This is a genomic window from Allocatelliglobosispora scoriae (assembly GCF_014204945.1).
Lineage (GTDB): Bacteria > Actinomycetota > Actinomycetes > Mycobacteriales > Micromonosporaceae > Allocatelliglobosispora > Allocatelliglobosispora scoriae.
Genome location: NZ_JACHMN010000002.1, coordinates 62832 through 74778 on the forward strand (window position 1 = coordinate 62832; position 11947 = coordinate 74778).

Here is an 11947-nt window from a genome sequence, read left to right on the forward strand (position 1 = left end):
CTGCTTCTCGCGACCTTCCCCATACCACGGGGAAGGTGAGTTTGGCATTGAGGCCGCGCGACCCAGACCTACGCGGATGGTGGATGGCCGCTGAGGTGCTCAAAGCCACTCTTACCACAGATGGAGACTGGCGGCCCGGGCGTCGGGCCACAGGTCGAGCAGCCCGTCATCGGCCAGGCCGAGCTCGACCAGCGTGGCCCGCCAGGACTCAGGGTCATCGATCACCCGCCGGGTCGGGCCGTCGGCCCCGAGCACGGTGAACACGCAGCCGCGCATCGTCTCCACCCGGTCCGGCCGCCGGCTCTGCGCCAGCAGATATTTCTTGTACGGCGAACCGGCCGCACCGGACAGCTGCCGATGCGCCGGGTAGAAGTCGGCGAGGCCGACCGGTGCGGTGCTAAACTGCATGTAGGCGAACGACCCGCGCGGATCGTGCACGAATCGCCAGCCGTCGACGGTCGGGGTGGGCTCGAGCCGGTATTCGAACGGGCCCTGCCGATAGCTGCCGGCCCGCAACGGCAGCGGCTCGGACATGCCGTCGCCCAGTCCGACATCGACGAACCAGGTGCCGTCCAGGTCGTGCACGAGAATCGTGAGGTGGGTCAGCGCGGGACTGTCCTGGCCGTACTTGGGCACGTGCGGAACGAGTCCGCTGTGCAGCGTGACGGTGAACCCCAGCGCCTCCAGCAGCCAGGCGAAGGCCGAGTTGAGCTGGAAGCAGTAGCCGTGACGGCCCTCGACGATCTCCCGTGCCGCCTCGACGGGCTCGATCCCGACCGGTGCGCTGCGGATGATCTGCAGGTTGGTGTAGGTCGCCCGCTCCACATGCGCCGCGTGCAGCCGGGCCAGGAACTGCGGCGACGGGGCCGCCCCGGTCACGCCGAGCCGCCGCAGGTACGCATCGACCAGTCCACCGTCCACACGGCGAAGGCTACCGCGCGGGTACGACCGGGCTGAACGCCTCAACGCCGATGATGGCGCAGAATGGCGGGGTGTCCAGTGAGAGCAGTCGCACCCCGGCCTGGCAGCGCGTCACCGAGGGTGAGCAGCGGATCGGCGTCGGGCTCGCCGTCGTCGCCCTGATCCTGCTGCAGTACTTCGCACCCCGGCAGTACGCGTTCCAGCCCTGGTGGATCATCCCGGCCCTGGAGCTGGCGATCCTCGTCGTGCTGGCGGTCGCCAACCCCTACCGCATCAATCGCGAATCCCGGGCGCTGCGCTTGCTGGGCCTGCTGATCGTCGGGGTCGCCACCTTCGCGACGGGCTGGTCGGTCGTGCTGCTCAGCTACGACATGATCTCCGGCAAGCACGACCTCAGCGCAGTCGAGCTGGTCCGCAACGGTGGCGCGATCTGGCTCACCAACGTGATCGTCTTCGCGCTGTGGTACTGGGAGCTCGACCGCGGCGGGCCGGCTGCCCGGGCCGCCAACCGGAAGGACAAGCCCGACTTCCTCTTCCCGCAGATGGCGACGCCAGACCTCGCCGACGAGGAGTGGGAGCCGGAGTTCCTCGACTACCTCTACGTCTCGTTCACCAACGCCACCGCGTTCAGCCCGACCGACACGATGCCGCTGTCGCGCTGGGCGAAGCTCGCGATGATGTTCGAGTCGGCGATCTCCCTGGTCACGGTCGCCCTCGTGATCGCCCGAGCGGTGAACGTCCTGGGAAGCTGACCGTCCCCGGCCGACTGATCACTGCCGACCGGGGACGGGATGGTGTGCTCAGACCCCGGGACGGCAGGTCGGGTTGCAGGTGTTGAGCAGGAGGCTGTCCACCTGATAGGTGAAGGTGCCCTGCCCGGTGGGGGTGGTCACCCGCAGCCGGACCGTGGCGGCACCGGTGGGTGCGGTGGCCTGGAAGGCCCGCTCCTCCCAGCCGGTGGTCAGGGCGATGTCGGTGCTGGTGCTGGTCGACAGCAGGGTGCCGCCGGAGTTGTACCAGCCGAGCTCCAGCCGGGCGTTCTTCGCGGAGTCCGAGCGCAGTCGGGCGAAGAACTTGTAGGTGAGGCCCACGGTCACCGCGGGGCGGCGCGACACCGCCAGGTACGCCTGAGCCGCTCCCCCGACGCTGACCTGGATGGAGCGCCGCCCGTCGTAGTAGGTGCAGGACACACCGGTCACACCGCAGGCGGGGGTCACGGCCATGCTGGAACCGCTGCCGGTGAACGTGAAGCCGGTCGGCGCCGTGCCGGGAGCCGTCGCCTCCGCGGTGCGCTCCTGCGCGGTGAGCAGGTCGTTGCTGAAACCGGTGTCACAGCACGTCGGCGTCGTCAGGGCCGGATGCCGGGCGATGTTGGCGGTCGTCGTCGACGGGTAGGGGTCGATGTAGAAGCTCGCGGTGGTCTCGCTGGGGTCGTAGTAGGTGTTGAAGTCCTGGTCGGCCATCCAGTAGTCCCACCAGCCGTACATGATGTCGGCGTAATAGGCCCCGCCGGACTCGCCGGACCAGGCGTGCCCCGCGCCGAGGACGTGGGAGAACTCGTGCCCGGCGACACCGCTGTCCCACAGCTCGACGACGGCCGAGCAGTGGCCGGTGACCGGGTTGCCACCGGTGGTCGGGCACTGGTAGGCGTCCGAGTCGGACTCGAAGTCGGTGAAGACCAGGTAGTAGCGGTTGCTGTCGTCATAGCCGGTGCCGATCAGGTCCGACCGCACCGTGGACGAGGCGGTGTAGGGATTGGCTCCGGCCTCGATCTTCTCGGGCACCACCAGCGCGTGCGCGTAGTCGGCGTAGGTGCCGTTGTCGGCGTACCGGCAGCTGAGTTTGAGGTGTTGGTCGTAGTTCGTCGATTCGTCGATCAACCAGTCGATCCGGTCGACGATCCGCGCGATCTGCTCGACGGACTCCTCGTAGTGGTTTCCGTCGCCGTCGTGCCAGGCGTAGATGACCTCGACGGCCGGGGTGCTGCCGGTCGGCGCCGTCGGATTCGCCACCGTGGTGCAGCCCCGCTTCGGCGGTGTCGCGGGCTGCGCGTAGGGCAGAGTGGGCTCGGACCCGCCGCGGTGGTGGGCGTAGGCGGGGGCGCCGGCCGCCATGACGGCGGCCGCGGTCAGCACCGCCGGCCAGGCAAGATGTCGGAGTCGCAACAAGGTCTTCTCCCCTGTGTGGTGGATCGATGAGGAACGTCACCGTTGACGATGCATCCAGTCGATCTATCCACATAGGCCTGAGTCAACCCCGCCCGGCGGTTTGTGAGGAATCCCCAGTGGCGGCAAGGGCCCTAGCTGCGGAGAGCCACGGCCGGGCTCTCCGCAGTAGGATCCCTCATCAGAGGCGGTTACCAGGTTCGATGATGGCGCGGACGGCGGCGACGATGCGTTCGACCGCGGCCGGGTCGGCGAGCAGGCCCGCCACGGCCTCCCCCTCAGCCGTCGAGCCGTGCGGCGGCTGGTCCAGGTCGACCGCACCGATGTCCGAGCCGAAGACCAGCCCCAGCACCTCGACGGTGACCGCGGTGATGACGGCGACATCGTCACCACGGTGCAGGCGGGCCGCGATCTGGTCGACGGCGATCGCCGCGAGCCCGGTATATGCCCGCTCCCGGCGGTCGTCGCGCACCGACGCGGGGACCGGCCGGTTGCCCAGGCCTTCGTCGCCCAGCAGCATCCCGGCCACGATCGGCTTGCGGCCCATCGGCTCTTCCACGTACTTGGCGTACCAGGCGGGCCTGCCCTGCATGACCCGCAGGACCGTCTCGATCTCGCGACGCACGAGCGCCGGATCGGCGCCGACGGTGTCACCGGTGACCTCGGCGCGGCGCTGAGCCCACCTGTCGACGGGCCAGACCGCCGTGCCCGCGGTCGCGGTGACGCCGGCCCAGACGAGGATCTGGGTCGCGAGCTCCCGCGGCCACGGATCGTTCCCGAGCGCCTGGGCCAGCCACTTCGGCAGGCGCGGGCGCTGCAGCGCGCCACGCTGACCGCGGCGACGCCGATGGGCGTCCACCGTGGCGACCGTCAGGCGGCTGGCGACCCATGCCTCCAGGTCGCGGATGGGCATCGTCGCGTGGGTGAGTACGTGCTCCACCACCGCTTCGACATCGTCATGGAAGCCGTCCAGGCACCCGTCGGCGAGATGCCGGACGGAGATGGCGCAGGTGTGGTGGCCGCGGCCCGCCTCGACGCGGCGGGTGATCCGCTGGAAGACGACCGGCCACACCACCTCGTAGGCCTCCCTTACCAGGCTCATGCGCTCCTCCCCGAGAACGCACGCCGCCCGTCGTGCCAGCCCGCCGGTGCTCGCCAGCTCGCGCAGATCCGCTGGCCCGCACGGTCCGGACCGCCTGTCGTCGAGCGACTGATCGCTCATGGACACTTCGACTCCTTATGTAAACGATTTCGCAGTGATCACGACGGAACAGGCACCACGTCTCCGGCCGGCAGGTCGTCGCCCCGCTGCGCTCTCGGGTGACTTCCCGACCGGCGCTGCCGCACGCTGCCGAAGCAGCGGGAGCAGGCGCCGGGCCTGGCGTCCCGATGCGGAAATGATGTCTGGGGCGAACGTGAAAAAGTGGTCAATGCGCGGCCATTCGTGAGGCGGGCGCAGAAAATCCGCCGACACTGGCCGCAGGCACAGCGGGCGGGGCACGTCGCCTACGGAGCGTAGGCGTGACGTCGCGGTTAGCTGTGCAATCTTCGCGCACCAGCGTCCCGGGCGGTGGCCAACCACCGGCCATGCTGGAGCGGGTGGACGGCGGCAGTGGCCAGCCGTCGCACGTCCGTCAGTATTCGGCGTGGCGATCACCTACCAGCAGCTTGTCAGGGAGTTCGTCCGACTGCGCCACGGCCGCGCGCTGCAGTCCCCCGATCTCTACGGCAAGCTGGGCCCGGGCCTGCGCTCCCTGTTCGGCCTGCAGCCCGGCGGGAGATCGGACTCCGACGTCCGCGACCGGCTGACCTCGCAGCTGGCGGTGCTCATCACCGACTTCCCTGACGAGCTGCGGCTGGCGATCAGGTACGCGCTGGCGATCGACGCCAAGAAGTACACGACCCTCACCGGCCGCGTCGACATGCTCGCCGCGACGCTCACCTGTGGCGTCCGCACCGCCCGGCGCCGGGTACGGGACGCCTTCGCCCGCCTGTCCGAGGAGGCATGCCGACGCGAGGACCTGCAACGGGACCCGGCCAAGGGCTGGCGGGTCCGGCAGTTCCGCTCGGAGCTGCAGCTCGACGAGGCCGCCCGGAAGCTGGTCGAGCGCCGTACCATCGTGGCGTTGCAGAACAACGTGGAGCGGGTGTCGGTGCGTTTCAGCCTGCCGACCGTGGTCGGTGCGGCGGCTCCCGCCGTCCTCCACGCCGAGGTCACCGACGGGGCGACGCTGGAGAGCTCACCGGACCACGGCGGGGAGCACTTCGAGTTCGTCCTGCTCCTGGACCGCCCGCTGTCGCTGGGCGAGGAGCACACCTTCACGATGGTCCTCCGGGTGCCGCCACAGCAGCCGATCCGGGACCACTACGCCTTCGTTCCGCTGGTGGCGTGCGAGACCTTCCACCTGACCGTGCGGTTCGACCGGCGGCACCGGCCCGCGGCGGTGTGGCTGCTGGACCACCTCTCGCCCTCGGAGCTCGCGGGCCGGTGGACCGGTGAGACGACGGAGCCGCTCGACCTCGCCGACGAGTACACCAGGGAGTTCACGGACCTCGGGCAGGGCTTCGCGTACGGCCTGCGGTGGAGCTTCAGCGACGAGGACTGAGCACCCGACCCGGGGCGGGCCACCAGTAACTTCTGAGTATCCATACTCATGTTCGTCCGATGTGCCGGGACAAGCATGGGACCCATGGATGGGATCTACGTCGGATCGTTCGCCCACGCCCTGGGCTCGCAGAAGCGGCACCTCCGCGAGTCGGCGGCGGCGGGACTGCTCCGGTCCGCTCCGGCGGACCTCGAAGCCGCCGGTTTCCAGTGGCACCACGTCTGCGCACCGCGCGACACCGCCTACGACCTGGCACGGGCGGCGGTCGCGGAGATCGCGGCCCGGGACGGGCTCGCCGACATCGACGCGATCGTCTACGCCACGTGCCTGTCCGTGATCCGCTGACCCGGGCGCTGGCCGGGCTGCGGGCTCAACCCACCGATGTGGACCTGATCGCGCTGGGCGGACCCACCGACCGGACCGCACCGGCGCACTTCGAGATCGCCACCGTGTAGCCCCACCAAGGTCGCCGCAACTCTTCAAGAGTTGGTCCTGAGAAGCACGACCACATCGTCGAGGTCGATCGCGTTGTGATCACCTCAGCACGGGCTCGCTTCACCCCGCGACAGGTCCGCGCCAGGTCCGCGATAGGACCAACTCTTGAAGAGTTGCGGCGATCCTGGGGCAACGGTGAGCCCGCACGGCGATCCTGCGGGGGCGATCGTGGGGGCGCGGTGCGCGTACCCACTGCGGGGTTGGAAAAGCCTGCGCCGACCCGGGGTGACGGGTCGGCGCAGGCGTGTGGGCAGGTCAGGCCGGGGTGGTGAAGGTGTAGCTGCCCGAGGGCAGGTGGTAGACGGCGGCGCCGGCGGCGTAGCCGAAGGAGACCGCCTGGGCCGGAGCCGTCACCGCGGCCGCCGACGAGGCGGGGACCTTGACGATCGCCGAGGTCCCGACCGGGATCGTGACCCGCAGTGTGAGCGTTCCGCCGGAGCTGGTCCAGTCACTCACCGCCTGGCCGTAGGGGGTCTCGTAGGCCGACTTCGCCGAGGTGAGACCACCTCCGACCTTCGGCGCGACGACCAGCGACTTGTAGCCGGGGCTGCCCGGTGCCAGGCCGCCGACCTGCTTGTAGAGGAAGTCGCCGACCGAGCCGAGGCCGTAGTGGTTGAAGGAGTTCATCCCGACGTCGTTGAGGCTGCCGTCGGTGCGGATGCCGTCCCAGCGCTCCCAGATCGTGGTCGCGCCGCGGCTGAGCATGTAGCCCCAGCCGGGGAAGCCGGGCTGCAGCAGGATCTGGTAGGCGATGTCGGCCCGCCCGTTGTCGGCGAGCACCGGCAGCAGGTTCTCCACGCCGAGGAAGCCGACGGTGAGGTGCCCGCCGCTGGCGGCGACCTTCGCGACCAGCTTGTTGACCGCCGGGCCGACCAGGTTCGCCGGGAGCAGCCCGAAGGCGAGCGCCAGGACGTAGCCGGTCTGGGTGTTGCCCGCGACCGTGCCGTCACCCGAGACGAACCGGCTGGTGAAGGCGGCGGCGATCTGATTGGCGAGGTTGCCGTAGGTGGTGGCCTCGCTCGGGTGCCCGGTCGCCGCGGCCATCTCCGAGACGAGCCTGGCGGCGTGGGCGAAGAACGCCGTGGAGATGATGTTGCGGGCGGTGTCGTCGTTGACGTTGAGCCAGTCGCCGTAGCCGCCCTGGTCCCGGATCAGGTCCGCGGCGGCGGTGCTGCGCAGGTAGTCCACCCAGCGGGTCATGTTGCTGAAGTGGTCGCGGACGACGGCGATGTCGCCGTAGCGCTGCCACAGCGTGTAGGGCACGATCACACCCGCATCGCCCCAGCCCGCGGTGCCCGCGCCGCAGCACACGTAGGGTGCGGTGTCGGTGAAGGCGCCGTTGGCGAGCTGCGCGTCGGTGAGGTCGTCGGTGAACTTGTCGAGGAACCCGGCGACATCGACGTTGAAGGTCGAGGTCGCGGCGAAGCTGGCGATGTCGCCGGTCCAGCCGAGCCGCTCGTCGCGGTTGGGGCAGTCGGTCGGGATCGAGAGCATGTTGGAGCGCTGACCCCAGACGATCGCCTTCTGCACCTGGTTGAGCATGGCGTTGGAGGTGGTGAGGGTGCCGAGCTGCGAGCCGGAGGTCCAGGCCGCCTGGCCGGTGACGGTGCTCGCGGTCGGGGTGCCGGGGAAGCCGGTGAGCTCGACGTACCGGTAGCCGTGCACGGTGAAGCGCGGTTCGAAGACCTCTTCGCCACCCGTTCCGGCGAGGGTGAACCTGTCGGTGGCGAGCCCGGCGACGCGCAGGTTGGCGGTGTAGAGGGTGCCGTTGGCGTTGAGGATCTCGCCGTGGCGCATGGTGACCGTGGTCCCGGCGTCGCCGGTGACACGCAGCCGGTTCCAGCCGGTGAAGTTCTGGCCCATGTCGAAGATCCAGACCCCGGCCTGGGGCTGGGTCACCGCGATCGGGGTGAACTGCTGCTGCACCGTGACACCCGGGTCGACCTGCGACACGAGCGCCGGCAGGGTGCCGGTGCGGACGGTGACCGCGCCCCACGCCGCGTCGTTGAAGCTCGCCGAGTCCCACCCGGTGACGGCGCGGCGGGCATCGACCGTCTCACCCATGTAGAGGTCGTCGGCGCGGATCGGACCGGCGGCGGTCTTCCAGGTGCTGTCGGTCTTCACCACCGAGGTCGTGCCGTCGGTGAAGGTGAGGTGCAGCTGCGCGGCGTAGTAGGGCTGGGTGCCGTATCGCTGCGAACCGGCCATGCCGAGGCTGCCGGAGAACCAGCCGTTGCCGAGCCACGCGCCCAGGGCGTTGTTGCCCTGCTGGATCTGCGACGTGACGTCGTAGACCTTGTACTGCAACCGCTTGGTGTAGTCGGTCCAGCCCGGTGCGAGCACGTCGCTGCCGACCTTGGCGCCGTTGAGCCGGGTCTCGTGCAGGCCCAGCGCCGTGGTGAGCAGCCGGGCACTCGCGACCGGCTTGCTGACGGCGAAGGTCTTGCGTACCAGCGGCGACACCTTCCCGATGAGCACGTTGGCACCCCACGGACCGCTGCCGTAGGTGACCAGCGCCCGCGCGGCGACCCAGCCGCTGTCGTTGTAGCCCGGCTGCTCCCAGCCCGAAGGGTTGGTCTGCGACGCCTTCCAGCTCGCGTCGGTGTTGACCGTCGCGAAGCCGGGGATCGTGAGCTGGGCGATCACGCCCGTCGGGGACTGGGTGGTGTTCTGGCTGGAGATCGCGATCGAGTTGGTGCCCGACCGCAGCCGGCCGGAGAGGTCGACGACCGAGGCCTGCTTCCACGAGTCCGTCGCCCGGACCGAGGTGCTGACCTGGGTGCCGTTGACCCAGACATCGGCGGTGTCGTCACCGGTCACGACGAGGGAGCCGCCCGCCGGGGCCGAGGCGAGGCTGAAGGTCTTGCGGAAGAAGCGGGTCATCGGCGGCAGGCCCGCGATCGGATCGCCCTCCGGGTACCAGATCCAGCTCGAACCGGTCAGCCCGGCCGAGGTCACCGGCTGTCCGATGAACGCGCCCTGCCACTCGCTGCCGGGGGCTCGCAGGCCCATCTCGAAGTTCTGGGTGCCGCTCCAGGCACCGGCACGGCCCTGGGTGTCCCAGACCCGGACGCGCCAGAAGTAGCGGCGCAGCGTCATGAGCGCGGGTCCGGCGTACTCGACGTCGACTGAGGTCGCGCTCGCGACCCGGCCGCTGTCCCAGACGTCGCCGGTGTTGCTGCCGGCCAGCGCGCTGGTGCTGGCCACGATCACCTGGTACGCCCCCTGCCGCTGCGGCGCCGCCGAGGAGAGCTTCCACCCGAACCTCGGCTTCGCCGCGTCCACGCCGAGCGGGTTGACCCGGTGCTCGGTCGTGGCGCTCGCGACGCCCAGCCCCGACGCGGAGGTGTTCTCGGGAGCGATGACATCGGAGTTCCACGGCGCCATGCCGTATGCGCCGAGGTCGGCGGCGGTCGGCCAGCCGCCGTCGTTGAACCCCGGCTGCTCCCAGCCCGCCGGTGAGGTCTGCGACGCCTTCCAGGAGCCGTCGGTGATCAGGTCCAGGGTGCTGGAGCCGACGATCCTGACCCGCCCGATCAACCCCGCCGGGCTCGCCGACGTGTTGCGGGCGACGATCGCGAGGGTGTTGCTGCCGCCCACGACGAGCGCGGACTGCAGGTCGAGGTAGAGGCCCTGCTTCCAGGAGTCCGTCGCCCGGGTGGACCCGGCGATCGGGGTGCCGTTGAGCCAGACGTCGACGGTGTCGTCGCCGGTGAGGACGAGCTGCGCTTCACTGATCGTGCCGGACGGCGCGGTGAAGGTCTTGCGGAAGTACCGGTCGCCGATCGGGGCGCCGGTGGCCGGGGCGCCTTCCGGGTACCAGAGCCAGTGCGCACCGGAGAGGCTGACCGGGGCCGCCGCCTGGGCGGGCGTTGTCCCGATCGCGATGCCGGACGAGACGAGGACGACGGAGGCAGCGGCGGCGGTGAGCCATCGCCGGTGCCGTTTCAGTGCGGGGATTGACATGGCAACTCCTGGGGACGTCAGGGCCTGAGCAGCGACCATCGACCGGACGATGACGATGTTCGTCGATGCTCCGGATGGATTAAAACGTTTCATTGCGAGGTCGGTGCTGAGACCATAGGTGCCGTCCAACCTGGAGTCAATACATCGACGAAATACTCGCGAAACCTGCCGACCTGGTTGGCACAGAAGTGTGCCAAGATCACTCGGTGACCCCGCTGCAGCCCGACGCCCCCGGCACCGCTCCCACTCCTGCCGCGGTGCCGGTCATCCGCACGTCGCTGCTGCTGCTCGGCTACTTCGGGTTCATCAGCCTCGGCCTGCCCGACGGGCTGCTCGGCGTCGGCTGGCCGTCGATCGCCGACGAGTTCGGCGTCGCCACCGACACCGTCGGCATCCTGCTCTTCGCGGGCACCGCCGGTTACCTCGTCTCCAGCGTCGCGGCCGGATTCAGCATCGCCCGGCTCGGCGTCGGGCGCCTGCTCGCCGGGAGTACGGCACTCGCCAGCCTCGCCCTCACCGGCTACGCCCTGGCGCCCTCCCTCGGCTTTCTCGTCCCGTGCGCCCTGATCGCCGGGCTCGGCGGCGGAGCCATCGACTCCGGACTCAACGCCTATGCCGCGGGCGCCTTCGGACCCAAGCACATGAACTGGCTGCACGCCTTCTTCGGCCTCGGCGTGGCGATCGGACCGCTGATCATGACCGCGGTGCTCAGCAGCGGGCTGTCGTGGCACTGGGGATACGGCATCGTCGCCTCCGGGCAGGCGCTGCTCGCGGTCGCGTTCGCCGTCTCCGCGAAGCTGTGGACCCAGCGCGGACCCGGAGCGGAGCCGCAGGCGGTCGACCCGCAGGTTCCGATCGCCACAGCGGCACCGATCCCGATCGCGGTCACCCTCTCGATTCCGGCCGTGTGGCTCAGCGCGGCGATGTTCGCCGTCTACGTCGCGATCGAGATCGCCGCCGGTCTCTGGGCGTTCCTGCTGCTCACCGAAGGACGCGGTCTCGGCCCGGCGGTCGCGGGGGTCTGCGTCTCGGCGTACTGGGCGAGCCTTTTCGTGGGCCGGGTCGTGCAGGGCTTCGTCGTCGAGCGGCTCGGCACAGTCCGGATCCTCGTCGGCAGCCTGCTCGGCATGCTCGCCGGCTCGGCACTGATCGCCGTTCCCGGACCGGGCTGGCTCGCCGTGATCGGCCTCATGGTGGTCGGGTTCGCGGCGGCACCGGTCTTCCCGCTGCTCATGCTGACCACCGCCGACCGGGTCGGCGCGGCGCACGTCGACCGGGTGGTCGGCGTGCAGATCGGCGCGTCGGGCCTCGGCGGCGCCCTGCTGCCCGCGGGGGTCGGCGTGCTGATCAACCGATTCGGCGAGGACGCGCTCGGGCTGTGCCTGGTCCTGCTGTCGCTGATCCTGCTCGGCCTCTACGCCGCGACCCGCCGCCCGGCAGCGAGGGCTGCGGTCGCCGATTCAGCACCCTAGGCGTCCTGGTAGAACAGATTGAAGTAGTAGCCGTCGTAGAGCGTGCCGGATCTGTTCTGGTAGCGACAGGCTTGGGCGTAGTAGTCGTCCAGACTGTTGAAGTACGCCCGGTCGTCATCGCATTGCGCAAGCGTGCCGTAGGGGCCCATCTCATACCACGCCGCTTGGGCTGGGCTCGCCGGCAGAACCACGACTGCCGCGGCGATGCCGAGCGCCGCCAGGGATGACCTCAGGAGAGCGCGCACAGCATCCGTCCCTTCTATCGATTGATAGAAAGATATCAGTCAAATGCCATCCCCGGCAGCGGCCGAGCGGCCCACCG

At 70.0% G+C, this 11947-nt stretch carries 10 protein-coding genes; 5 read left to right on the top strand and 5 right to left on the bottom strand.

Annotation, left to right across the window (positions count from 1 at the left end; translation table 11 throughout):
* Positions 1–111: 111 nt before the first annotated feature.
* Positions 112–921, bottom strand: a complete 810-nt coding sequence (locus tag F4553_RS06240) for an arylamine N-acetyltransferase family protein (RefSeq protein WP_184833397.1) — start codon at positions 919–921, stop codon at positions 112–114.
* Positions 922–992: 71 nt separating this feature from the next.
* Between F4553_RS06240 and F4553_RS06245 the strand changes: the two genes are divergently transcribed.
* Complete coding sequence (locus F4553_RS06245; RefSeq protein ID WP_312875117.1) at positions 993–1673, top strand: DUF1345 domain-containing protein; 681 nt, start codon at positions 993–995, stop codon at positions 1671–1673.
* 48 nt (positions 1674–1721) lie between these two features.
* Here the strand turns inward: F4553_RS06245 and F4553_RS06250 are convergent, their stop codons facing one another.
* The gene (locus tag F4553_RS06250) at positions 1722–3089 is read right to left on the bottom strand and encodes a carbohydrate binding domain-containing protein (RefSeq protein ID WP_184833399.1); all 1368 of its coding nucleotides are present in this window, start codon (positions 3087–3089) and stop codon (positions 1722–1724) included.
* A 178-nt stretch (positions 3090–3267) separates the two neighbouring features.
* Entirely contained in the window at positions 3268–4308 is a 1041-nt protein-coding gene (locus tag F4553_RS06255; RefSeq protein ID WP_184833401.1) for a hypothetical protein, read from the bottom strand.
* A 424-nt stretch (positions 4309–4732) separates the two neighbouring features.
* Here F4553_RS06255 and F4553_RS06260 point away from each other — a divergent pair, with 424 nt between their 5' ends.
* The 3 genes from F4553_RS06260 (at position 4733) to F4553_RS41730 (ending at position 6147) form a co-directional block, all read left to right on the top strand.
* Positions 4733–5692 carry a hypothetical protein gene (locus F4553_RS06260; RefSeq protein WP_184833403.1) on the top strand — a complete coding sequence of 320 codons (960 nt, stop codon included), beginning with the start codon at positions 4733–4735 and terminating at the stop codon, positions 5690–5692.
* Between the two features lie 84 nt (positions 5693–5776).
* Positions 5777–6037 (top strand): hypothetical protein, encoded by a 261-nt coding sequence (locus F4553_RS06265; protein ID WP_184833405.1) that lies wholly within the window; start codon positions 5777–5779, stop codon positions 6035–6037.
* Positions 6016–6147, top strand: coding sequence for a hypothetical protein (locus F4553_RS41730; RefSeq protein ID WP_281394993.1), 132 nt, complete (start codon positions 6016–6018; stop codon positions 6145–6147). Before F4553_RS06265 ends, F4553_RS41730 begins: the two co-directional genes overlap by 22 nt.
* 295 nt (positions 6148–6442) lie before the next feature.
* On the opposite strand, the gene F4553_RS06270 is transcribed toward F4553_RS41730, so the two are convergent.
* Positions 6443–10153 carry a family 78 glycoside hydrolase catalytic domain gene (locus tag F4553_RS06270; RefSeq protein WP_184833413.1) on the bottom strand — a complete coding sequence of 1237 codons (3711 nt, stop codon included), beginning with the start codon at positions 10151–10153 and terminating at the stop codon, positions 6443–6445.
* Between the two features lie 206 nt (positions 10154–10359).
* Here F4553_RS06270 and F4553_RS06275 point away from each other — a divergent pair, with 206 nt between their 5' ends.
* Positions 10360–11625 (top strand): MFS transporter, encoded by a 1266-nt coding sequence (locus F4553_RS06275; RefSeq protein ID WP_312875118.1) that lies wholly within the window; start codon positions 10360–10362, stop codon positions 11623–11625.
* Here F4553_RS06275 and F4553_RS06280 read toward each other — a convergent pair.
* On the bottom strand, positions 11622–11870 hold the full coding sequence (locus tag F4553_RS06280) for a hypothetical protein (protein ID WP_184833415.1): 249 nt from the start codon (positions 11868–11870) through the stop codon (positions 11622–11624). The genes F4553_RS06275 and F4553_RS06280 overlap by 4 nt on opposite strands.
* Positions 11871–11947 lie beyond the last annotated feature (77 nt).

What these genes read in the sequence shown, in the direction of transcription:
- F4553_RS06255 (WP_184833401.1), bottom strand. Translation starts at nt 4,308, where the DNA reads ATGAGCGATCAGTCGCTCGACGACAGGCGGTCCGGACCGTGCGGGCCA.
- F4553_RS06265 (WP_184833405.1), top strand. Translation starts at nt 5,777, where the DNA reads ATGGATGGGATCTACGTCGGATCGTTCGCCCACGCCCTGGGCTCGCAG.
- F4553_RS06270 (WP_184833413.1), bottom strand. Translation starts at nt 10,153, where the DNA reads ATGTCAATCCCCGCACTGAAACGGCACCGGCGATGGCTCACCGCCGCC.